Source organism: Microcystis sp. M083S1 (genome assembly GCF_020246405.1).
In the GTDB taxonomy this organism is placed as follows: Bacteria; Cyanobacteriota; Cyanobacteriia; order Cyanobacteriales; family Microcystaceae; genus Microcystis; species Microcystis aeruginosa_C.
Genome location: NZ_JADBTB010000089.1, coordinates 26,743 through 50,146, shown reverse-complemented (window position 1 = coordinate 50,146; position 23,404 = coordinate 26,743). Strand labels below are relative to the sequence as shown.

At 43.1% G+C, this 23,404-nt stretch carries 24 protein-coding genes; 14 read left to right on the top strand and 10 right to left on the bottom strand.

Features of this window, described 5'->3' with window-relative positions:
- The 4 genes from IM450_RS09165 to IM450_RS09150 form a co-directional block, all read left to right on the top strand.
- Positions 1-172, top strand: a 172-nt coding sequence (locus IM450_RS09165) for a photosystem II protein D2 (RefSeq protein ID WP_271931852.1), incomplete at its 5' end; no start/stop codon positions are given.
- A 146-nt stretch (positions 173-318) separates the two neighbouring features.
- On the top strand, positions 319-846 hold the full coding sequence (locus IM450_RS09160) for a DUF3011 domain-containing protein (RefSeq protein ID WP_287669214.1): 528 nt from the start codon (positions 319-321) through the stop codon (positions 844-846).
- 280 nt (positions 847-1,126) lie between these two features.
- Positions 1,127-1,354, top strand: coding sequence for a hypothetical protein (locus tag IM450_RS09155; RefSeq protein ID WP_002756856.1), 228 nt, complete (start codon positions 1,127-1,129; stop codon positions 1,352-1,354).
- Positions 1,311-1,613, top strand: coding sequence for a type II toxin-antitoxin system RelE family toxin (locus IM450_RS09150; RefSeq protein WP_002784443.1), 303 nt, complete (start codon positions 1,311-1,313; stop codon positions 1,611-1,613). Before IM450_RS09155 ends, IM450_RS09150 begins: the two co-directional genes overlap by 44 nt.
- A gap of 348 nt (positions 1,614-1,961) precedes the next feature.
- Here the strand turns inward: IM450_RS09150 and psaK are convergent, their stop codons facing one another.
- Positions 1,962-2,228 (bottom strand): photosystem I reaction center subunit PsaK, encoded by a 267-nt coding sequence (gene psaK / locus IM450_RS09145; protein ID WP_002736399.1) that lies wholly within the window; start codon positions 2,226-2,228, stop codon positions 1,962-1,964.
- A 120-nt stretch (positions 2,229-2,348) separates the two neighbouring features.
- On the opposite strand from psaK, the gene IM450_RS09140 reads away from it, so the two are divergent.
- Positions 2,349-2,987: a phosphoribosylanthranilate isomerase gene (locus IM450_RS09140; protein ID WP_002800610.1), complete on the top strand. Its 639-nt coding sequence runs from the start codon at positions 2,349-2,351 to the stop codon at positions 2,985-2,987.
- A 55-nt stretch (positions 2,988-3,042) separates the two neighbouring features.
- Here the strand turns inward: IM450_RS09140 and folE are convergent, their stop codons facing one another.
- The 3 genes from folE to IM450_RS09125 all read right to left on the bottom strand — a co-directional run bounded on the left by folE (position 3,043) and on the right by IM450_RS09125 (position 5,770).
- Positions 3,043-3,741 carry a GTP cyclohydrolase I FolE gene (gene folE, locus IM450_RS09135; RefSeq protein WP_002800609.1) on the bottom strand — a complete coding sequence of 233 codons (699 nt, stop codon included), beginning with the start codon at positions 3,739-3,741 and terminating at the stop codon, positions 3,043-3,045.
- 49 nt (positions 3,742-3,790) lie between these two features.
- Positions 3,791-4,519 carry an SDR family oxidoreductase gene (locus IM450_RS09130; RefSeq protein WP_287669206.1) on the bottom strand — a complete coding sequence of 243 codons (729 nt, stop codon included), beginning with the start codon at positions 4,517-4,519 and terminating at the stop codon, positions 3,791-3,793.
- Positions 4,520-4,864: 345 nt separating this feature from the next.
- On the bottom strand, positions 4,865-5,770 hold the full coding sequence (locus IM450_RS09125) for a hypothetical protein (RefSeq protein ID WP_287669204.1): 906 nt from the start codon (positions 5,768-5,770) through the stop codon (positions 4,865-4,867).
- Positions 5,771-5,814: 44 nt separating this feature from the next.
- On the opposite strand from IM450_RS09125, the gene IM450_RS09120 reads away from it, so the two are divergent.
- Both IM450_RS09120 and IM450_RS09115 read left to right on the top strand, forming a co-directional pair.
- Positions 5,815-6,222, top strand: a complete 408-nt coding sequence (locus IM450_RS09120; RefSeq protein WP_002800604.1) for a hypothetical protein — start codon at positions 5,815-5,817, stop codon at positions 6,220-6,222.
- 197 nt (positions 6,223-6,419) lie between these two features.
- A complete protein-coding gene (locus IM450_RS09115; RefSeq protein WP_002800603.1) occupies positions 6,420-6,779 on the top strand; it encodes a hypothetical protein in 360 nt (119 codons plus the stop codon).
- Here the strand turns inward: IM450_RS09115 and nblS are convergent.
- The 3 genes from nblS to IM450_RS09100 form a co-directional block, all read right to left on the bottom strand.
- Entirely contained in the window at positions 6,760-8,751 is a 1,992-nt protein-coding gene (gene nblS, locus IM450_RS09110) for a two-component system sensor histidine kinase NblS (RefSeq protein WP_287669200.1), read from the bottom strand. The genes IM450_RS09115 and nblS overlap by 20 nt on opposite strands.
- Before the next feature lie 114 nt (positions 8,752-8,865).
- Positions 8,866-9,213, bottom strand: a complete 348-nt coding sequence (locus tag IM450_RS09105) for a DUF4359 domain-containing protein (RefSeq protein ID WP_002800601.1) — start codon at positions 9,211-9,213, stop codon at positions 8,866-8,868.
- A gap of 75 nt (positions 9,214-9,288) precedes the next feature.
- Complete coding sequence (locus IM450_RS09100; protein ID WP_002800600.1) at positions 9,289-9,468, bottom strand: hypothetical protein; 180 nt, start codon at positions 9,466-9,468, stop codon at positions 9,289-9,291.
- 293 nt (positions 9,469-9,761) lie between these two features.
- On the opposite strand from IM450_RS09100, the gene IM450_RS09095 reads away from it, so the two are divergent.
- The 4 genes from IM450_RS09095 to IM450_RS09080 all read left to right on the top strand — a co-directional run bounded on the left by IM450_RS09095 (position 9,762) and on the right by IM450_RS09080 (position 17,429).
- The gene (locus IM450_RS09095) at positions 9,762-10,895 is read left to right on the top strand and encodes a glycosyltransferase (protein ID WP_287669197.1); all 1,134 of its coding nucleotides are present in this window, start codon (positions 9,762-9,764) and stop codon (positions 10,893-10,895) included.
- A 300-nt stretch (positions 10,896-11,195) separates the two neighbouring features.
- Positions 11,196-12,395, top strand: coding sequence for a proton extrusion protein PcxA (locus tag IM450_RS09090; RefSeq protein ID WP_287669195.1), 1,200 nt, complete (start codon positions 11,196-11,198; stop codon positions 12,393-12,395).
- A 6-nt stretch (positions 12,396-12,401) separates the two neighbouring features.
- Positions 12,402-15,704 carry an efflux RND transporter permease subunit gene (locus tag IM450_RS09085; RefSeq protein ID WP_287669192.1) on the top strand — a complete coding sequence of 1,101 codons (3,303 nt, stop codon included), beginning with the start codon at positions 12,402-12,404 and terminating at the stop codon, positions 15,702-15,704.
- A gap of 159 nt (positions 15,705-15,863) precedes the next feature.
- Positions 15,864-17,429, top strand: coding sequence for a cation:proton antiporter (locus IM450_RS09080; protein ID WP_287669190.1), 1,566 nt, complete (start codon positions 15,864-15,866; stop codon positions 17,427-17,429).
- A gap of 18 nt (positions 17,430-17,447) precedes the next feature.
- On the opposite strand, the gene IM450_RS09075 is transcribed toward IM450_RS09080, so the two are convergent.
- Positions 17,448-18,197, bottom strand: a complete 750-nt coding sequence (locus IM450_RS09075) for an amino acid ABC transporter ATP-binding protein (RefSeq protein ID WP_002762440.1) — start codon at positions 18,195-18,197, stop codon at positions 17,448-17,450.
- Between the two features lie 12 nt (positions 18,198-18,209).
- The gene (locus IM450_RS09070; protein WP_002800591.1) at positions 18,210-18,659 is read right to left on the bottom strand and encodes a DUF29 domain-containing protein; all 450 of its coding nucleotides are present in this window, start codon (positions 18,657-18,659) and stop codon (positions 18,210-18,212) included.
- 199 nt (positions 18,660-18,858) lie between these two features.
- Between IM450_RS09070 and IM450_RS09065 the strand changes: the two genes are divergently transcribed.
- The 3 genes from IM450_RS09065 (at position 18,859) to IM450_RS09055 (ending at position 22,281) form a co-directional block, all read left to right on the top strand.
- On the top strand, positions 18,859-20,010 hold the full coding sequence (locus IM450_RS09065; protein ID WP_287669185.1) for a type I restriction endonuclease: 1,152 nt from the start codon (positions 18,859-18,861) through the stop codon (positions 20,008-20,010).
- A gap of 310 nt (positions 20,011-20,320) precedes the next feature.
- Positions 20,321-21,502 carry an AAA family ATPase gene (locus IM450_RS09060; RefSeq protein WP_287669182.1) on the top strand — a complete coding sequence of 394 codons (1,182 nt, stop codon included), beginning with the start codon at positions 20,321-20,323 and terminating at the stop codon, positions 21,500-21,502.
- Positions 21,499-22,281: a DUF3226 domain-containing protein gene (locus IM450_RS09055; protein ID WP_287669216.1), complete on the top strand. Its 783-nt coding sequence runs from the start codon at positions 21,499-21,501 to the stop codon at positions 22,279-22,281. Before IM450_RS09060 ends, IM450_RS09055 begins: the two co-directional genes overlap by 4 nt.
- Before the next feature lie 216 nt (positions 22,282-22,497).
- Here IM450_RS09055 and IM450_RS09050 read toward each other — a convergent pair whose 3' ends face one another.
- Entirely contained in the window at positions 22,498-23,331 is an 834-nt protein-coding gene (locus tag IM450_RS09050) for a photosystem II manganese-stabilizing polypeptide (RefSeq protein ID WP_002800587.1), read from the bottom strand.
- Positions 23,332-23,404: the final 73 nt, after the last annotated feature.

Below are 23,404 nucleotides of genomic sequence, written 5' to 3'. Positions count from 1 at the left end.
TGACTTCGTTTCTCAGGAATTGAGAGCGGCGGAAGACCCGGAATTTGAAACCTTCTACACTAAAAATATTCTGCTTAACGAAGGTCTGAGAGCTTGGATGGCTCCCCAAGACCAACCCCACGAAAACTTTATCTTCCCTGAAGAAGTATTACCTCGCGGTAACGCTCTCTAAGGATGGCAAGAAAATTTACCGAATAGGGGGAAGGGTGAAGTTAAATCACCCTTCTTTTTTGTTGATTAACGCATCTCAAGCAACTACTACTCATTTTCTGGATACCCATGTAGGATAAACTAGAGAATTTCTTGGAGATTAAGACAATGTTTCGCCAAATTTTATTATCTAGTCTCGGTTTGTTGCTAATTTATCCCCTAGGGAGCGAGCCAGCAGCGGCCAGAACCATGAGAATTAATTGTGAAAGTCAAAGCGGTCGCACTACTCGCTGTCCCGTCAATGCTCGATGGGCCCAGGTGAGATTAACCCGCACTCGCTCCGCTGCTCCCTGTGAGGGTAATTGGGATTTCCAAAACGGCAATATTGTGGTCAGAAATGGTTGTCGGGGCGAGTTTGAGGTACGCATGGACGACCATCACGGTAATGTTGGTGGCGGTTGGGAAGGTAATGTTTATGAAGAATTTCGCCTCCCCAATATCGGTCGTTTTGTCGTTGATCGCCGCAGTTATTATGATAGTGGCAGAATTAGAGAATTTGATGCGATCGTTAATGGCAGTCGCGAGCGTTGGTGGGTTAATTGTCGTGGCGGCGAACTCGGCAGCGGTAGTCGTCGCATCCGCTCATCCCGAGAAATCGATCGAGTAGTGGACTTTGTTTGTGAGGATCGGGGTTAAATATAGAAACCAAAACTCTATCTAAAACCTTGTAAAGTTACTTATTTATATAGCTAGATAGCTAAAATGAGTAACTTTTGCCGAAGATAGATTTTAAGAACGCTATCAGGTAAGCTAAGATGCACTTTAACCGCCTATCCTTAGATTACCTGAATTTCTCCCAATCTCTTGACTTGCCTCGAATAGTGGCTTGAGAAAACTAAAATCCTTAAGATAGCTGCTGTAAGAAACCCGTTTTCTTGATCTGCTGCTACAATTCAAGTAGATTGGAGGAAAATATATGGAGCCGGCAAACACCTTAGATGCTCTAATGCTCAAAACCATCATCAAGGAAAGCGTCCGCGAAGTTATGCGGGAAGAATGGTTTAAATTCTTCGAGATGCTGATTCCCTATGTTGATGATATAGAACAAGCTGACATAGAAGCAACCTTTAATCCTGTTGATTACAAAGACGACGGCTTCGTTGATATTACAGGCTGGTTTAATCGTGAAGATCAGGATCAGTAGATCAGCCAATAAATTTTTGGAGAAACTAGATGCCAATAGCCGAAAATCTGTTTTGACTAAAATTGGTATTCTCAAAACCTGCCTTGAAACTCAAAACGTTTATCCCCCTGAAGAACTTGATATCAAAAAACTTAAAGGTGAGTTAAAAGGATTCTCCAGAATTCGTGTTGGCAAAATGCGAGTTATTTTTGAAATCGGCAAGGAGACAGACGAAATCTTTATTTATGAGATTAACTTTAGAGGCAATATTTACGATTAATTAAGCGATTAGCAACGTTCGGATTTACCAATTATTTTCGATACTTCTTTCCGCAGCCATCTAACTTTCATGAGTTAATTTAGCAAATACTGCTTCTTCTTTGTTAGCAAAGTCTCCAGCTTCGACTGGGGCCACTGCTTTCTTAATTTTCTCGCCAGCAGCCAGAATAATCACCCGATCTTGACGATTACTAGACTTCTGACATAATTAACTTTTGAGAGTTCAAAAATGGGAAAAATAGGGATGAAGTTGCCTAAAATATCTTTATACTTAGTTCTCCTGACTACTGACTACTGACTACTGGCTCCTCTCTCTGAGGATTACCGGTCACTGATTACTGATTACTGATTAGAGAATACCCGCATTAGAAAGACCGAGAACCAGTCCCGCACCGAGAATATGGCCAAAACTCATGGTAGCCAATAATTCCGGCAGACCGAAGCTTTTTTTCGAGGCTAACTGCGGCAAGGGTAAAGCAGGGCCGGCCCCAGTATTTTGGATAGCAAAATAACCGATAACGAAGGCTACTAGGTTAGCTAACGTCATGGTAATGCCGACGGATAAATTCCAGGGAATGGTTTGAGCAGTGGCTAAAAGTAAGGTGGAAGGGATCATTTGCGCTCCAGTCTTGATAAGATTTTGTTAATCACAGGGAATTATAAAAAGCTCTTGACCCGAAACTGCTTTTTGTTTGAATACTTAACAGTTTTTGTAACGTTTTGTGAATAAGATTAAATGCGAATTAAAATTTGCGGCATTACCCAACCGGACCAAGGACGAGCGATCGCCAATTTAGGAGCTACGGCCTTAGGTTTTATCCTCGTACCGAGTTCGCCTCGTTACGTCAACATCGAGCAAATTAATGCTATTACCGCCGCAATACCCGACAAAATTGATTTTATCGGGGTTTTTGCCGACGAGCAACCGGAAATTATTCAGCAAATAATTATTAAAACCCCCTTGACAAGTGTGCAGTTACATGGTATGGAATCTCCCGAATATTGCCAAAGGTTGCGGCAATTATTACCCGACCGGGAAATTATCAAAGCTTTGCGGATCAAAGACAGAGAAAGTTGGGAAAAGTCGGCAATTTACTTCAATAGCGTCGATACTTTACTTTTAGATGCCTACCATCCCCAATTGCTCGGCGGTACGGGACATACCTTAGACTGGCAAGCCTTAGCCAGTTTTTCGCCCCCCTTGCCCTGGTTTCTGGCCGGAGGACTCAACCCCGATAATATTAGTGAAGCTTTAACTCGGCTGCACCCCCAGGGTATTGATGTCTCTAGCGGCGTTGAGCGATCGCCTGGTGATAAAGACATCAAAAAAGTCGCCCTCTTGTTAGAGCGACTGCAAACATTCAGTGATCAGTGATCAGTTAGAAGGTTTTGGGTGTTGGGGTTTTAGTTGAATTCCCCCATTTCCCTGACTAGAAGAAATTGGGTTTATGACGGATCAGGTTAAGATACTCCTCGCGGGTTTTCTGCTCGTCTTGGAAGACTCCTAACATGGCGCTGGTGACAGTCCAGGATCCCGGTTTCTGCACCCCGCGCATTACCATGCACATATGAGTTGCTTCCATGACTACCGCAACCCCTTGGGGGTCGAGAATTTCTTGAATCGCTTCGGCAATCTGACGGGTGAGGCGCTCTTGCACCTGTAAACGACGGGAATACATTTCCACAATGCGGGCCAATTTACTTAATCCGACCACCTTTTGGTTAGGAATATAGGCAACGTGGGCCCGACCCATGAAGGGTAACATATGATGTTCACAGAGACTAAAGAAGTCAATATCGCGCACTAATACCATCTCATTATGACCTTCATCGAAGATCGCACCATTAACGAGGGTTTCCAGGGATTGTTGATAGCCTTGGGTGAGAAACTGCATCGCTTCGGCCACCCGTTTGGGGGTTTTTAATAAACCTTCTCTTTCGGGATCTTCCCCCACCGAGATCAGGATATTTCTGACCGCATCCATCATCTGTTCTTTGTTTTCGTCGGAAGTTGGATGAATTTGAGCGGTTTTGCCATTGTGGGTGTTGCGATCAGGGCGACTGGTTACGCGTGCTTGGATAGCGTCGGTTAGATTACCGTTTAAACCGTTAGAAGAAGCTATGGTCATAATGAGGATGCCTGTAGGCGAATTGATTGATAAATAGGAGTATTTTGGGTTATAATGCCCCCGCACTGGGCATAATGGTCATCGTTTCCACTACGGCCTGTTTGGGCAGTAACACCGCTTGCAGAATGGCCTGAGCGATGATATCCGGGGTTAACATGGCCGAGCGATCGAAATCTGCTTTGACGCTATCGCTGTCCCAGATGGGAGTATTGACAGCCCCGGGGGTGATAATCGTGACGCGAATGGCGTTAGCCCGCTCCTCGAGGGCTAAAATGCGAGAAAATGCCACTAATCCCGCTTTGCTGACACTATAGGCCCCCCAATCGGGGAAAAAATTATCGGCGGCGATCGAGGAAACATTAACGATCATGCCTCCCCCCTGTTGACGCATGGCAGGTAAAATTCCTTGCACACACTGATAAACGCTGGTTAAATTCAGATCGATCACCCGCTGCCAGTCTGACAAAGGTGTGTCGGCCAAGGGATTTGTGTAACCCATGCCGGCATTATTGATCAGAATGTCGATCGGTCCGGATTCTTGGGCGATTTTAGCGATACTAGGAGCTACTTCCGGGATATCCGCCAAATCTAAGGGGTAAGCTTGGGCTGATACGCCTAAATCTGCCGCCATTCCCGCCACGGTTGCCAATTTTTGCCGATCACGACCGATTAAAACCAGATTAATTCCCGCCTTGGCGAAAGCGAGGGCGGTTTCTTTGCCGATGCCGCTGCCGGCTCCGGTGATCAGCGCTCGCTGTTGACGAATAACAGAGTTCATGGTATAGTCTGAAGTCTCTTAATTCTGGGTAGTTAGGTCAAAATTTTGGCGGTCAGGGGAACCCTAGAAAAGTTTAAGGGAGTTGAGTTGAATCTGAGCAATTTGTCTCGCACCAAAATTGCCGCGTCCACCCAGGACGGGGGGAAGCATTGACTATCAAGTAGGTTCAAGATTAAGAATCGTTACAAAATTTTACCTAGCCAATTATAGCACTGTTAAGTCAGGGATCACTAATTTTTGTGTATATTCAGATAGATATCTAACCAGGGAGAGAAAAAAGCGGCCTGGTGGGCGAGAATTCTTGAGGCTGTCTTGGTCGAAAACTCCCTCTCCCGGCGCTCAAAACTACTCACCAGAGGAGATGACGGCACTGGGTTGAGTGCGATTGACAATCACCACTCGATCGCCGATAACGGGACTTCTAGCGAGGAGAATTCCCTCGTTATCCTTCATTTCCAAGCGGCGAAAATCGAGACTTTGGCAACGTTGAAAAACCGAATTAGCCAATTTATCCTGTTGTGATGCCTCCAGGCTATACCAATTATTGCCCAAAATAACTACTAGACGACTGGCCAAAAAATCTGCCTCTACGGTAGAAATAATCCCGACGGGATAACGAGTAGTTAAATCGGTAATTTCCTCTTGAATAGCTGCGACTAAACTTTGTTCGGGAGTTAATCGGGGTTTTGCTTTAGTAATCGGGACGGGAATCGGTGCCTCTGGTGCGGTTAATTCTGGGGGAGTTTCGATAATTTCCCCGGCTGCCGGTGGGGGACTAGGGATAACTTCGGGCATATTTTCGGCAATTTCCGCCGGATTTTTCGGTAAACTGATGACGGCTAATAAGAGGATAGTGACTAAACTTCCTGTTAACAAACCGGTGATTAACCAATCGGGAATTTTTTCGCTAATTCCCCCGGGTAAAAGTCGGCGAATTTTGTTCAAAATTGCCGTCCACCACCCTTCCACCTGCTCGAAATCTGGTAAAATATCGTCGATTCCCTCGACTGCTTCGATGGGAGAATCTGGGGTTAAACTTTGCTCAACTCCTGCAAATTCGTCTGGTTTTAAAGCAGCGGCTAACTGTTGCGTTGAGTTAAGAAGATTATCAACAGCAACTTTTGGGGGTAACACTGTCCCCGTTCCCGTGTTAAGTTGGGAAACGATCAAATTTAACTGCTCGATCGCCTCTTGTAGTCGGATCACCGTTTCTGCTTGGCTGAAATTCTCTCGCTCGTTTGGTTGAGTCATAATCTTTCTTAACCCGCTGCCATTCTTTTTCAAAATATCATTCTATGCGCCGTTTTCTCGGTTTTTTAACCAGTATTTTCCTTGTCTTCCTGACTGCTTGTGGTAGTGTCGCTCCCCCGCAAGAATTTGCCCCTGACGGAGAAATCGTCGCCAAAGCCCTTTTATTACAATTTCGTCACACATCCGATCGCCTTAGTCAATCTTTACAGATCGAGGAGCCGCAGGTAAAAATTGCTAAAATTAATGTCACCAGTCTGGAACCGATTTATGTGGGCAAGTTACCCGCTTATCACTTGCAGGGGGATTACGATCTAACTCTGCGATTGCCCCATCAAAAAGATACCAAACAACACAACAATTTTGATCTTTATTTACAAAGACAGATCGAGGGTAAAACTTGGCGTTTACTGGAAGAAGTTGCCTCACAATGGCGCAGCTATTTAGTCAAATAACCAGAAAAAGCCAGGGGGTTTTGCTAAGTAGCTGGTTATAATTAAATTGAAGATAGATTTTGGGTTCGATCCCCCCTGCCCCCCTTGATAAGGGGGGTGCCGATAGGCGGGGGGATCTACCCTTGATAAGGGGGGTGCCGATAGGCGGGGGGATCTACCTTAGCAATGACAATCCTCAAAGGGAAAATTTAGCGATTATGATTACCTGTCCTCGTTGTCAGCAGAAGGTCGATAGTCAAGCCTTGCAATGTCCCTACTGTGCTAATATTTTAAAGGCCTATGGTCATCCCGGCATGACCCTGCATCAAGCTGTCACGGGCGAGTTTTTATGTCAAACTTGTCTCTACCATGGCGATGATAGCTGTAATTTTCCCCAACGTCCCTACGCTACCAGCTGCACTTTATACAAAAATAGCCAAATAATAGCCGAAAAAATTCCTCCTCTCCCTCTCCCTAGGGTTTTTAAAAATTGGTGTCTCAGGAATAAGGGATTATTGCTATTATTAACCCTGATTTTGGGCAGTATTGCCCTGGCTTTTATAAACTCACGTCGTTAATTTTCTTGCTGGCGATCAAGCCTTGATATAAATCTAGATCGAACCAGAAAGTTGTGCCAATTCCCACTTCACTAATCAAATTAATTTGACTATAGTGTTTTTCAATAATATTTTTGACGATCGATAATCCTAATCCCGTCCCTTCTAGAGTATGAACGCGATTTTCTACCCGATAGAATCGATCAAATATGGCACTTTGATCCTCGGCATCAATGCCAATACCAGTATCGGATACTTCCACGCGAATTTTGGGAGTTTCTTGGGGATTATCTCTGCTTATTTTATAGGCACGAATCACCACTTTACCGCCGGCAGGAGTAAATTTTAGGGAGTTACCGACTAGATTAGTTAATACCTGTAAAAGTAGATCATAATGACCTAAAATTGGTAGTAAATTGGCTTCAATTTCCGAGCTTAATTCTAGTCCTTTATCCCTAGCATTGAGTTGATAGGTTCTTAGGGTTTGTTCGATTAATTGTCCGATATCGAGCGCATCTAAGTTATAGTTACGCGAGGATTCTAACCGAGAAAGATCGAGAACATCATTAACTAAACGAGTTAAGCGATCGGTTTCATGATTGGCGGTTTCTAAAAACTCTCTTTTTTCTGTATCGCTGAGATCCTCACCAAATTCTGTCAGGGTTTCAATAAAAGATTTGATGTTAAATAAAGGGGTTCTTAACTCATGGGAAACATTGCTGATAAATTGACTTTTTGCCTCATTTAATTCTGTTTCTCTAGTGATATCCTGTAGCGTCATGGCAATTCCCCGGACATTCTCCCGATGCTGATCGAATACCTGAGTTAACAAAAGGCGAATTGTCCGGGGTTTCGGGTTAGTTAAAGATAATCTAAATTCTGCTGGGGAATAGTTATTATTTTCCTGATCAGTAACAGCATTTTTCTGATTTTGATTAGCCGATTCTTCTGGCTGGAGGGTTTCTCCTGCCGCAATTTGATAGAGAGGTTTAGTTAGTCTAACCGTTAACTCCGAAGGAAAAAGATGTAGAACATTTTGACCGATAATTTCCCGATCTTCCCAGCCAAATATCTCCCGAGCTGCGGGATTAATTAATAATAATTGAAAATTAGTATCTAAGAGAATTGCTCCATCAGCAATAGTGGACATTAACGTATCTAATTTGGCTTTTTCGGCGGTCATTTCTTCGATATTTTGTTCTTCGTATCGTTCTAACTTTTCCGCCATTTCATTAAAACTGAGAATTAATTCTCCTAACTCTCCTCCCAGGGGTAAATCAACGCGCTGCTTAAAATTTCCCGCTGCAATATTTTTGACCCCGACTAATAACTCCTTGATCGGTTTGGTGATAGTTAAAGCATTAAAAACCGCCCCGAGAATCACCATAGCCCAGATCGAGACAAAAACGGCAATAGTCACATCACGGGTTAGATTAGAAGAAGCCACCACAATAGCGTTAGGATTGATCCCGATCGCTAATACTCCCAAATATTTGCCTTCATGATTTAAGGGAACAAAGACATCGGTGACTTCACCGTCGGGGGTTTTATGCTGACGGACGAGGGGAGTTTCCCCATTTTCGCCATAATTTTCCGGTAATTGAATGCGACGCTCGATCGTCAGGGAGTTCTTAACTTCGGCGGTAGAATAGGGAATGCCGAAAAATATTTCACCCTCCTCGTTAGCGTAGATCAAATAACGCACACTGGAGGTACTACTATAAAAACGGGCTGAAAAACGGGCTAAATCGGTTAAATTGTCCTCAGCAATCAGAGGGGAGACATTAGCGGCTAATAACAGCCCTAAATCCCGGCCAAAACGGGTATCATTGAGACGGACATCCTGCTGGATCGTGTTAACCGCCCAAAAGGTTAAACCACTCATCAACAAAGAAACGGCTAAAGTAGCCGCGGCCATTAATTTAGTTTGGAGGGTGAATTCAGACCACCAACGGGCGATCGCTTCTCGGAGAATGGGCAGAAAATTAAACACGGTTAGGGAGGATTAATCGGTGTTCTTGAGGAGTCTATCGCTCAAATCGCGGGTTAACACGATCATCTTAACTCATTATTAAGCTGGTAGCGGTTAAGCTGGCAGTAATCTCACCTAAGTCTCCGAGAAAGTCAAGAAATGTCCAAAAGCGCCAAGAGTTCTAATTTTAGCTACCCCCGGTACCTCTGTGGTGTAAATGCTGAACACACCTAAATTTTGCCGTTGACTAGAGGTTTCGATCGCTGGTTTTAAGATTTGATTTTTGATCACATTTCTGGCTGCCACTGGTAAAGAATCGATCGAGTCACAGAGACTGATTTTTTCGCAAGCGATTTTGTCGGCATGAGCGAGAAGTTTTTCCGAGGCGTATTCGCTGTAAAGTTCTTGGGGTGGATTGGTAAATCCCATAATCCCCGCTACCACCCCCAATGCGATCGCTCCCTTGAAGAAATTACCCCCCATAGCTACTTAGCTCCTTGATTTTGTCTTCTCCACTCTATTTTGACAAGACATTTTCGATCCGGCTAGGGGGCAGTGTTAATTTCTTAAACCAATACCGGGTGCATAGCACTCTAGTACATTTCCCGTGAGACTGCAACTAATTAACAGATAATCGCAGTGAGAACAGGCGGTGCTAACGAGATGGTGTTCTAAAATATGCTGTCTTTCGGCAAAATTTCCACAATTAGGACAGCGTACTTGTTGCAGGGTGATCATAGCAAACCTCGTTAATTAGTTATCTTTTGTATATAAAGCTAGTTTTTCTTGATCCCAATCGGTTTAAGCCTATTTTTTCCTTGATCCCCATTATGGAGTCGCTAATCTGATCTGGCTAGTAATTTTTACTAAACTTTGCAATTTTTCTTGAAAAATTTAATAATTTCTTTCTAGGGTTTTTTACCGTGATCGGATATGTGTCGGTAATTTTGGGGAAGAGAAAACCAGAAAATGAACTCTTAAACTGCCGATCCCTTACTGCTATAATTACGGCTGATATTATTGATTATCCTATGAAGTATGCTCTGGTTCACGAGTGGTTAACCCCAAAGGCGACGGGGGGATCGGAATTAGTGGTTAAGGAGATTTTACAATGTCTAGAGGCGGATTTATACGCTTTGGTCGATTTTGAGTCCACTAATCCCGATAGTTATCTCTATGGTCGCTCGATCGGGACAACTTTTCTGCAAAACTTCCCGAAAGCGAGAAATGGCGTACAAAAATACTTACCTTTTCTTCCCCTGGCGATCGAGCAGTTAAATTTAGAGGATTATGATGTGATTTTATCCTCCTCCCATTGTGTGGCTAAAGGGGTGTTAATTCGACCGGATCAGGTGCACATTTGTTATTGTCACACTCCGATGCGTTATGCTTGGGATTTAACTTTTGACTATCTGGCTAATAGTAAGTTAGGACAGGGATTACCCGGTATTTTCACCCGTTATCTCTTGCATGGGTTGCGTCAGTGGGATGTGATTTCTGCTAATCGTGTGGACTATTTTCTGGCTAATTCCCACCACACCGCTAGACGAATTTGGCGCTGTTATCGACGGGAGGCAAAAGTTATTTATCCTCCCGTACAAATCGAGCGTTTTCCCTACCAAGAGAAAAAAGAAGATTTTTATTTAGTAGTCTCTCGTTTGGTTAGTTATAAAAAAGTCCCTTTAATTGTGGAAGCGTTTAATCAATTGGGATTACCCCTAGTGGTTATTGGAGATGGTCCACAAATGGCTTTAATTCGACAGTTAGCCAAGGATAATATTCAGATTTTAGGGGCAGTATCCGATCAAATGGTAGCAGAATATATGTCGAAAGCAAAAGCGTTTATTTATGCTGCTTGTGAGGATTTTGGTATTGCTTTAGTGGAAGCGCAAGCTTGTGGTACTCCCGTGATTGGATTTGCTGCCGGAGGTGCTTTAGAAACCGTGCGAGATCTGCGGGAAAATTCTCCCCAGGGAACAGGATTACTTTTTGGGGAACAAAATCCCCAATCCTTGCAGGAAGCGGTTAAATATTTTGTCGATCATGCGGATAAAATTGACCCAGAAAATTGTCGGCAACAGGCTAATAGATTTACTCCTGAAATCTTTCAAAGTAACTATAGTTTATTTGTCGAGGAACATTCAATATCTAAAAATTATTGCTAACTTTAATTAGAGCAGTTATCCTAATGGTGAGCTAGGAAGTTTTCGTTTTAGGGAGTCGGTCATCGATCGTTGATAAAAAATTAGGTTATACAATATTTTGATGAGAAACGCTGTAAAAGAGGGCGAATGCAATTCGCCCCTACAATATTTTGATGAGAAACGTTGTATTTCCTCAATGGTGGGAGTGCATCACCTGCGCTCAAAATGTAATATTATGGATATTTCTCTAACGTGGAGATCTAGCCAACGCTGATAGCTTACCGTGGTGATTGTGATGACAGAAAAGCGAGGATTATAGCCGTGCCTTGGAATCGAGTTAATCAATGGGTAGAAAGACGCTCTTTAGTGGCCTTAGAATCAGCTTATCAGAGAGCGCTGAAAATTAAAGCGATCGAAGATAAACATTTTGGGGGACAAAAAATTTCCCCGGCTGCCGTGGGAGGAAAAAGTGTTTATGATTACTTTCAAAGTACCCTAGAGCGAGAATTATTACAGATACGTTTCGATTTAACTCAAGTGCGTCTGGGTAATTTTCTTAACCCGCAAACTAACCCAGAAAATAATAACATCCTAGAGACTTTAAAGGCGATCGAGGATATTATCGGTAAATATCGCCTAGATTTAGGGGAATTGCTGCCCCCATTACCGAATAATCAAACCCCAAATCTGCCTAATACCAATCTCACCAGTGATAAACCCAGGGATAAAGATAACCAGATAATTTCTCCTGCAACCAGTAATAAATTTTTTAACTTCCAGCAAGAATTAACCCCAGAATACGAACAAACCGTTATTAAACAACTCCGTACCCTGCGACAACAACAACGGATTGCTATCCGTTTTATCCTGATTATTATTTTAGTTCCTCTCTCGGTGCAGTTTATTAGTAAAAACTTCGTTTTTAGCCCTGTCTTAAACTATTTTGGTGTGGATAGAGCGAAAATATCAGAAGTTTATATTTCTCAGGAAATTGGTGAAAAATATCTCAGGGAATTTGCTAGACTTCAAGAAATACAAGAAATCAAGCACGTTTTAGGAGTAGCAAAAGCAGGGCATGAATCAGAAGAAACCTTTCGGGAACAGGTCGAGGAATTATTCAGAGAAGCGGGTTATGAAAGTCAAGATGGTTGGAAAAACTTGCTCTCCGATATTACTGGACTAATAGCCTTTATCGCCATCTTAATTTTTGGTCGTCAACAATTGGCAATTACGCGAGCCTATCTTAGTCGTTATTTTCTCAGCTTAAATGATATCACCAAAGCCTTTATCTTTATTCTCTTTACCGATATATTTGTCGGGTTTCACTCGGCGGAGGGTTGGACGGTAATCTTAGAAACTTTGTTCCGGCACTTTGGTTGGCGCGAGAATATTACATTCATTAGCTTGTTTGTGGCCACTGTTCCCGTTATCCTAGATACCATCTTTAAACTATTAATATTTAATTATCTGACTCGTAAATCTCCCACCGCCGCAACTATCCTAGAAAAGATGAACCAGTAACGCCCTATGATCCTTAGTATTGCCGATACCTTCATTAAAAGACCCGTTCTGACCACAGTTTGCTCGATTTTAATCGTTTTGATCGGAGCGATCGCTGTTCCCTTTTTACCCCTAGAAAAACTGCCCCAGTTGGCATTTATTCAGGTGGCGGTAAATGCCAACTATTTGGGAACCGATGCCAAAACCGTACAGGATAACGTTACCACGGTACTCGATCGCCAGATTAACGGGACAGAACAGATTGTTTATATGCAGTCCCAGAGTACCAACACCGGACAAAGTACGGTGAATGTCTTTTTCCCGGTGGAAATGGATCGTAACATTGCCCAAGTCTTGGTACAAAACCGTGTCAGTACCGCCGCCGCTAGTTTACCTGAAGAAGTGAACCGGCAGGGGGTGACAACCAATACCCAATCCCCCAGCGTTACCCTTGCCTACGGGATTTCCGCCAAACCGGACGAAAAGGGCAATTATCCCTACGATACAGTCTTTTTAAGTAACTTTGTTGACCGAGTTATCGATGCGGAGATTCGTCGGATCGAGGGGGTTGGTAGTACAACCATCATCGGGGAGAGGGAATACGCCCTGCGTTTTTGGCTTAATCCCGATGCTTTAGCCGCTAGGGGCGTATCGGCGGAACAAGTAGTACAGGCGATCCGAGAACAGAATATTCAGGTGGGTGCGGGGACAATTGGCGGTGATCCCAGTCCCGAAGAGCAGCAATTCCAGATCGCCATTCGCGCCGTTGGTAGGGTTGCCACCGGGGAGGAAGCAGAAAATATCGTCGTCAAAGTCGGTGAAAATGGCGATTTAATCCGAATTAAAGACGTGGGACGGGCAGAAATCGGAGCCGAAAGCTACAGTACCGCCGCCTATTTCGACAAATCCCCCGCCGTCGTCTATATCGTCTATCAGTTACCCGGTTCCAACGCTTGGAATACTGCCAAACTGGTCAAAGAAAAAATGGCGGAACTAGAACCGAGTTTTCCCCCGGGGTTAAATATCGCCATTACCCTCGATAATACCGCCTTTGTCGCCGCTTCCCTGGAAGAAGCCTTTAGCACTCTGGTGGAGGCGATTTTACTGGTTATTCTCGTCATTTTTATCTTCCTTCAGGATTGGCGCACCACGATCATTCCTGCGATCGCTATTCCCGTATCTTTGATCGGAACCATGGCCGTCGCCCTGGCTTTAGGCTATTCTCTCAATAACCTCTCCTTGTTTGCCGTCATTCTGGCCACCGGTTTAGTGGTGGACGACGGCATCGTGATTGTAGAGGCGGTATCGGAAAAATTACGGCAGGGAATGCGGCCATTTCAAGCTGCCCTTGATGCCATGGGCGAGTTAACCTCGGCGGTGATCGCCAGTTCTCTTGTACTATTAGCGGTTTTTATTCCCGTCACCTTCTTCCCCGGTACGGTGGGGATCGTTTATCGACAATTTGCCGTCATCATCTCCGCTTCAATTATCATCTCCACCTTTAACGCCCTCAGTTTTTCCCCCACCATGTCGGCGATTATCATGAAACCGCCCCAAGGCACCCGCGGACCGTTGGGACTGTTTTTCGAGGGCTTTAATCGGGGTTTCAACGCAGTTAAAGAGGGCTATCGACGCTCGATCGAATTTCTGATCCGCATCCGTTTTTTAGTGTTACCCTTCTTTATCGCCGCCCTCTTTCTCACAGCTTGGAGTTATAGCACCACTCCCCAGGGTTTTATCCCCGAAGAAGACCAAGGTTATGCCTTCGTTTTGGTGCAAGCACCCGCCGGGGTTTCCTTGCGCTACACCGACCAGGTTATCCGTCAGATTAACGAAGAAATTCTCGACGGTATCGAAGAAATCGAACACTTTGTCGGTATGGCGGGCTTTAGTTTTGCCGGAAGTGGTAGCAACCAAGGGCTATTTTTTGTCAAGTTAAAAGAATGGTCGGAACGGCCCGGCGAAGATAAGTCGGTTTTCGGGGTTCTGCGGAAAATTAACCAACAATTAGCCACTAAAGTCCCAGATGCTCGCGCTTTCGCCGTTAATGCGCCCCCCGTGGATGGATTAAGCTCTACCGGCGGTTTCGAGTTATTTATCCAAAACCGCGCTTCTTTCCCCATGGACGCTTTGATTGCCAACGCTAATAAAGTCATGGCCGAGGCCCGAACAAGACCGGAATTATCGGGAATTTTCACCCAATTTACCACCGACACGCCGATGCTGGAACTTTCCATCAATCGCAACCAGCTACAGGCCCAAAACGTCGATATGCAGGCCGTTTTCGGAACCCTGCAAACCTATCTCGGTTCCAACTTCGTTAACCAATTCGTCTTAGGCGATCGCTTGTATCGAGTCTTTGCCCAAGCAGAAGCGGATTATCGTTCTAATCCCGAAGATATTAACCGTCTTTACGTCCGTTCCCGTACCGGGGCCAATATTCCCCTATCGGGTTTAGTTAGCGTCAAACGCTTCACCTATCCACCGATTATCACTAACTTTAACCTCTATCCCTCGATTAACGTTCAGGGTAGTCCCGCCCCCGGTTTTAGTACGGGACAGGCGATCGCAGTGATGGAAGATGTTTGTCGGAAAGTCCTGCAGCCCGGTTTCGGTTACGCTTGGACGGGTACAGCTTTCCAAGAAAAAACTTCCGCCGGGGCTGCCCCAGTTATCTTCGGATTAGCCTTTATCGTGGTTTTCCTCGTCCTTGCGGCCCAGTACGAAAGCTACATTGACCCGATTATCATCATGATTACGGTTCCCCTAGCGATCCTAGGTGCCATGGGGGCCTTACTGTTGCGGGCGAATTTCCTACAAGTGGGTAGTCTCTTCCCGGCGGTGAATAATAATATCTATGCTCAGGTGGCTTTGGTCATGTTGATCGGTTTAGCGGCTAAAAATGCGATTTTAATCGTGGAATTCGCTAACCAGTCCCGTACTTTGGGTTTAAGTATTCCCGATGCGGCAGCCCGGGCCTCGACGGAACGCTTAAGACCGATTCTGATGACGGCTATTTCCGGTTTAGTCGGTTTCTTGCCCTTGGTTATCGCTTCCGGCGCCGGGGCGATGAGTCGTTGGTCCCTGGGAACTGCAATCCTAGGCGGTTATCTGATTTCCACGGTGTTGAGTTTATTTCTCGTCCCGGTGTTGTATGTGCTGATCAAACAGTTCGAGGCCCGATTCCTCTCCTCGAAACCCCCGAAAAGTGGCGGTTCTGGCGGCAAAAAAACCCCTTCTCTCGATGGGGAAAGAAATACATCAGAAACCCCGATAGAAGAAGGGGCCATTTCCTCTTTGAAAATCTCTCCTCAGTCCCCGAATGACTAGGGTGTTGGATTTTGGGGGTTAGGTGTTCGGTCGTCGGTCGTCGGTCGTCAGTAGTCAGTAGTCAGTAGTCAGGAGATTATTTTTATTTATTCTTCCCACTCCCCAATTCATAATTCATAATTCATAATTCATAATTCCCATATCTGATAACTGAAAATAATGAGTCTAGAATCTACAGCTAATGAGGCGATCGCTCATAATTTAGAGCAATTCCTGCTAGTTTTGACCATTTCCTTGAGTGTCGCCACTTTATCGAGAACCGTTGCCTTCCTCCGCAAAATTCCCTACACCCTGCTGTTAGTTATTGTCGGTATGGGTTTAGCTTTTTTAGATTTGCGTTTGGTCAATCTTTCCCCGGAATTAATTCTGGAAATTTTTCTGCCTCCCCTCCTTTTTGAAGCCGCTTGGAATATTCCTTGGGCTAAATTAAAGGAATATTGGGTTACTATCGTCCTTTTTGCCGTTATCGGGGTGATTATCTCCGTTTTGGGGGTTGCCTATCCCCTACATATTTTTGCCAATTTACCCCTATCGATCGCTTTTCTCTTGGGGGCTGCCCTAGCTGCCACCGATCCCGTCTCTGTAATTGCCCTATTTAAAGAATTGGGGGCCAGTAAAAAACTGACGATCCTGATGGAAGGGGAAAGTCTCTTTAATGATGGGGTCGCTGTGGTGGCTTTCGTCCTCTTGGTGGGGATTCCCTTGGGAGTCGATACCTTTTCCGTACCCGTCACGATCGCTCGTTTCTGCACCTTTGTGGGGATTGGCATCGGTGTGGGTTGCGTGATCGGTTTCGGCATTTCCTACCTTACCCAACGCTTCGATCTGCCTTTCGTGGAACAGTCTCTCACCCTAGTTTCTGCATACGGAACCTATCTCGTCACGGAAAAATTAGGCGGATCCGGTGTGATTGGGGTGGTAATTGTCGGGATTATTCTCGGTAATCTCGGTTCGCGCATTGGTATGAGTCCCCGCACGCGCCTGGTAGTTAGCGAATTTTGGGAATTTATCGCCTTTTTTGTCAATTCCATCATCTTTTTACTGATCGGCGATCAAACTCGTTTTGAGAGTCTTGGTAGTCACTTAACCGGGATTTTAATAGCGATCGCTGCTATGGTGGTTTCCCGTCTGTTCTCAATTTTTGGACTAGGGGCAATTAGTAACCTAATTACGGGCAATAACATCAATTTCAAGGAAAGAACGGTGTTATGGTGGGGAGGATTGCGCGGTTCGGTTTCGATCGCCCTAGCGTTAAGTGTTCCCACGGCTATCCCCTACCGTCAAGAAATTATTGACGTGGTTTTTGGGGTGGTTTTATTTACTTTATTGGTGCAAGGATTATCTATACAATGGCTGTTAAATGCCCTCAATCTTATCGGTGATCAACCGATTCGCGCCGAATATTCGGCCCTAATTGCTCGTCAAATTGCTTTAACTAGGGTGTCTAATTATCTGCAACAACCAGAACGTTTTCCCGATATCGATCCCGAATTTTATCGCTATAAAAAAACTCTGGTGGAAGGACAATTAAAGTCCTTGCGGGATCAGTTGCAAAAATTACTACAGGAACATCCACAATTAAAAGATGTGGTGGCCGAACAATTTCAAGATACTTTACTCGATATCGAAGCTAATACCTACGCAGAATTAATTCGAGCCGGTCGTTTAAATGAAAATCTCGTTCCCCTTTTAGTGGAGGTAGAAGAAGAAAAAGAGAGGGTTTAATGATCAAGTCATGGAAAATCAAAGAATTTTTGCTAAAAATTGCTGAGTTCGATCGGATTGGGGATGATTAAAAAATTCTGCTGGGGGGGCAATTTCCAAAATTAAACCCTGATCCATAAATACCACTCGATCGGCCACTTCTCGCGCGAATCCTACCTCGTGGGTGACACAAACCATGGTCATCCCCGATTTGGCTAAACTTTGCATCGTTTCCAAGACTTCTCGCACCATTTCTGGGTCTAAAGCTGAGGTGGGTTCATCGAATAACATCACCTTCGGCTGCATGGCCAAAGCGCGAACGATCGCCACCCGCTGCTGTTGTCCTCCCGATAACTGAGGGGGATATTTAAGCGCTTGTTCGAGAATACCAACTTTTTCGAGGAGTTTTCTCGCTATTTCCTCCGCTTGCGCTTTTTTCCAACCGCGCACCCACATCGGACCAAGGGTGACATTATCTAATACCGTCAGATGGGGAAAGAGGTTAAATTGTTGAAAAACCATGCCAACTTCCTGACGGATTGCCTCGATATTTTTGAGGTTGTGAGACACAGTTATTCCGTCAATAATAATGCGGCCTTTTTGATAGGATTCCAACCCGTTAAAAGTGCGGATAAAGGTGGATTTTCCCGAACCGGACGGCCCCATAATCACGACAACTTCCTGTTTATTAACGGTGAGATTGACTCCCCGCAAAGCATGAAAGCGGTTATCATACCATTTTTCCACCGCTTCGGCAATTATAATCGGTTCACTGTTGTGAGAGTCCATATTTTTGAGAGTTTATTGATTATCTGTATCGGGAAACCACTGTTTCTCAAGAATTTGTCTCAGAGAGTAGGGACAAATTATCGGTAAATTTTTTAATCCTGTCTTTTTTTCGGCAATTAAGCGAGCGTTTTCATAGATATTCTCTAACTCTAGTTCTAGAAATTTGCTTAAATTGGTGGTGAGCTTATCTTCTAATTGTACTCGAAAAGTGATAATGTCTGCCGCCCAATGATTACTATTTCTTTCTCTTTCTGTTGTCCAAAATTGATAGAGTAACAGATGGATTATTATTTGTAAACTTAAACTTTTAACAGCAGTTTTTTCGCTTCGTCCCAAAGCTGCCAACTCCTCGATTAAATGTTCGTAATCTAACTGATCTAACTGACGATTTTTTAATAACTCGATCGTCTCGCTTAACCAGCGATCATACTCCCGTTCATAAAGCTGTTCTAAAGCAAGCATTGTCCTTGATTAAATGGGGACAGAAGAAAAATAACCCGTTCCTAGGAATGATAGCATAAAAGATATGAACGGTACGGGATTAGTGTAAATATTTGTGAATTAATAATGATGACAGTAAAAAATGCTTGACCATGAGGTAAAAAAAAGGTTAAATTATGGTTAGGCTGAGAACCCACACATCCTAGATAATGAGGCTATCATGGAGATCGATAAACTCAAAGCAATTGCTCAAAAAGTTGAAACCTCTCGTTCTCAAATCCAAAACGAACAGGCAACCAAAACAGCTTTTATTATGCCTTTTTTGCAAGCATGGGGTTACGATGTATTCAATCCCATGGAAGTTCACCCCGAATATAGTGCAGATTTAACTGGATTAAAAGGGGAAAAAGTAGATTATGCTATTTGTTTGGACAATCAACCGATTATTTTGATGGAATGTAAAAGCTGTCATCAAAATCTTGAGCATCCTAAACATAGTTCCCAACTGCATCGATATTTTAACGCAACTGGAGCTAACTTTGGAGTTTTAACTAATGGGATTATCTATCGGTTTTATACGGATATCGTCAAGGATAATATCATGGACGATAAGCCATTTTTTGAGTTTAACATTCTCGACTTTGACGACTCTTCTGTTAACGAATTAAAACGATTTTCTAAATCTAGCTTTAATTCTGACGAACTAGAAGAGGTTGCTCGCAATTTATTGCACACAAAAGAAGTTAAAAAAGTGATTGCCCAGCAATTAAATGATCCTTCCCCCGAATTTGTTAAGTTTTTTGTTAGTCATGTGTATTCTGGGGTGAGAACTGCATCGGTTGTCGAAAAATTCAAAGAAATTATTAAGCGTTCTCTCAAAGAGTATATCAATGATATCATCAAAGAAAAATTTGAGGAAGTTTTAGGAAAAGAACCTGAACCAAATCCTCCTGATACACCAGCATTAGAAGATACTCCACCAGAAGAAACAGGGGAAGATAAAATTAATACGACCCCCGAAGAATTGGAAGGATTTTACATTATTAAATCAATTCTACGGGAAGAAATCAATACCGCACGCATTCAATTCAAAGACACTAGAAGTTATTTTGGTATCAACTTAGATGGAAAAGTAACCAAAACAGTCTGTCGTCTGCGCTTCAATGAAAAAACTGGCAAGAAATCAATCAGTATTCCCGATAACGTCGAAACTGGTAAAGAAGCAACCACCAATATAGACAGTCTTGATGAAATTTATGGAGTCGCTGAATTTCTGAAATCTCGTATCCGCTATCTGACTCAAGATATTTATAAAAGCAAGTCAGAAAAAACGGAAAGTATAGTCATTTCAGATAAGTCTGATACAGTCTAGGCCGACAAAACCCTTATGAAATCTCGGATTGATATTCTCAATCTTAATTGAAATGACTATATCTAAAATAATTAGCCCCTATCTCTTTAACGACCGATAGGGGTTTTTAATGATATAATTTTTAGTAATCGCTGATTATCGTTGTAAAATTTTATCTAGGTATAGGAAGTTACGGTTAAGTAAGTGGTCATGAAAAGGAGACGGGAAACAGGAGATAGGAAAAAGCTGATAACTAGAAGTTCATTAAAACTTCAATACATTTGAGGAGATGACTTAGTTTTTTGTCACCCTTTTCAGCTAAACTAAGTTTATGACTAAAAGCCTAGAAAACATTACCATTCATCAGTTTAGAGGACTGCGAGAGCTTGAGCTAAAGAATCTCGGACAGATTAACCTGCTTGTGGGAATTAATAATTCGGGAAAAACCAGCGTTCTCGAAGCGTTATCTATTTATTGTCATCCCCTAGATCTAAAAGTTTGGCTAAATACTGCTAGACAAAGAGAACAAGAGTACAGAGTTTCTCGGACTCCTTATCTAGATTCCCTACAGTGGTTATTTACCCACGAGGCAATGATTGAGCAAGAACAACTTAATCACGGGGTTATATCAATCACAGGAAATGGCTCCTTTAAAGTTCAGAAAATCGAGGCAATTTATGAAGAACTCGAAGGAATTATTTTAACTGACAGTCCCGAAGACAAGCTTAATCCTAATGAGATAATTAGCGAAGAAAATGAAGATTTAATTGATAATAATGAAGAGTTATGGGAAACAAGAAAAGGTATAAATTTATCGATAACAGTATTTCTTGCTGAAGAACAATTAAGTTTAATTAATTATCCCCAAAATCCCCTGAAAGAAAACTATCAACTTTGGGAAAATAGCCCTCTCTCTAGACTATCGGGAAAAAAAGAACCTAGCTTACTAACTTCTCTGGTTAGTCCCGCTTCTCATCGTTCTGATATTGGTCAATTTCGGTTACTTTCAGAAGTGAGATTTGCCAATTTTAAAACAGATGTTATCGATTTACTGCGTCAAATGGACAGTAATATTTCTGACTTAGAAATTCTCTTACCTCCTCATTCTTTATCTGCCAGATTTAATATTTATATTCAACATGAAAAATTGGGACTTGTCCCCGTTAGTACCTTTGGTGATGGGGTGCGTCGCTTACTTCATATCGCCCTCAAACTTGCCAGTGTTAAAGGTGGAATTTTATTCATTGATGAATTAGAATCAGCTATTCATACAGAGGCACTGCAAAGTTCTTTTAATTGGTTAGTTAAATGGTGTCAAAAAATGAATGTACAACTGTTTGCTACTACCCACAGTCTAGAAGCTGTTGATGCTCTTTTAGAAGTCACCGAACCAGAATCAGATTTAGTGCTTTATCGTCTCGAACCAAAGGAAAATTATACTAGAGTAGTTAGACATGATTGGACTCGATTAAAAAGCTTACGAGAAGACTTAGGACAGGAGGTTCGTTGGTGAGTCGAGAACATATATTGATTGGAGTGGAGGGTAATCATGATCAAGCTTTTCTGGTGAAAGTTATGTGTAAACTGCTGGGGTTTTCTAAATGTGAAGAACTCTCAAATCTAGAGCCAATTTGGAAAAAATTTATTCCGAAATATCCTCCTCCTAAAACTGGAAAACTTTACATCAGACTCGATATGCCATCTATTCTTTATACTGAGACTTTATCCGTGGCAATTTATGCCGGGGGTGGCAGTGAATTAATTAAAAATTTAACCAATAAACTTGCCGATATGGATTATAACAATGAATTATCAGCTTTTGCCATTATTGCCGATGCGGATAAAGATAACCCAGCAGAAGTTGCTCGCAAATATCCTCAGGGTTTTCGGGAATATTTTCCCGACTTTCCCAGGGTAGTAGCTGCTACGGGAACTATTCAAGAAAACAGACCAAGAGTCGGATTATATATACTGCCTAATAATGTTGATCAAGGTGTCTTAGATACCCTACTTTGTGATTGTGGAAAAATCGCCTATCCTGAATATATGAACAGAGCAAAAGCATATATTCAACAATTTTCCGAGGAAGAAATTAGTCAAATTGGCTGGAAACCTTTTGATAAAGAAAAAGCCACTATTGCCGCCATTGCTAGTATTCTTAAACCTGGAAAAACCAACACCGCAACCATTTCCGATGATCGATGGATTAGCGAACAAACTGCAACACAAATACCATCACTACAAAATCTCTTAACTTTCCTGAAACAACTACTCAAAATGGAGTCGATATAATTATATTTATCTGCTGAAAACTTGGGGAGTTACGAACTAATGCTTAATTCTCTCAATATAACTTTTGCCTTTTGCATGAGTGCCTCTTGCCTATTACATTATCTATGTCACAACTAAAGAAAAGTGGTATAACTTAATTCTGTCAAAGCTTAGAAAAAAAGCGAACTTCTCTAGGGAGAAATTCGCCGTAATTTCCAGAAACTCTGAATTTATTAATTAGGCACGAGCTTCGAGACGACCGTAGAAAATGCCGCGAATTTTCACTTCTTCAGCATCTTTTGCCCCTAAATCGGTGTCGGAAGGCTGCTCACTTTCAAAAACACCAGCAAACTCGCCGGTAGAAGCGTCAACTTTAGTTACCTGTAAAGACATAGTACCTTTACCCAGTTCCGTTGCTTTGACGTTAGCGCGTTGGAAATCTTGACTATCAGCACTAGCGGGTAAAGCGACAGCATTATCATAACCCGTCACCACACCCCGACCTTTGGGATCCAAGAAACCAGCGCCACGATAGGAAGGAACTTTAAAGTCGCCTTCAAAATCGGTGGAACTGTTAATCGAGTTAAAGCCGGCTTCGGTTTTGCCGGTGAAACCTTTAATGGTAAAGAAGAGGGGAACTCTTTCACCTCCGGGTAATTGTACGGTAATGGGTTGGAAATCGATACCGTCTTCTTCCTTGAGGGTTAAAACACCGTCTTCACCTACGGTTAAACTCGCTGTCATCTGTTCTAAACTGGTGGTATCTCTGGTTAGGAGTTTACCCTGGATAAAAGTGGCTGCTTCCCGCTTATTAACGGGTTCACCCTTGACAAAATATTCTTGGGGTTCCAAGCATAAATCTGTCACCACATAACTCTCGCCGCGTTCTAAGGGGAGAGTACCCCGGGTGAACTCGGAAATCTGGGGACATTTGTTAGCTAATCCCGTGTTTAAAATTTCATCATAGGTTAGCTCGTTTCTATTCAGGACGGCACTAGGCGCGTCGCTACAAGCTGTCAACACCCCCAAGCACAAGGCTAAAAAGGCAACTAACAAGGCACGAAATCTCATCTATGTCAACCTCTCTTTGTCAATCTTTACAATTACTACCCTTGATCCATAGCCTGATGAATTATCGAATCGG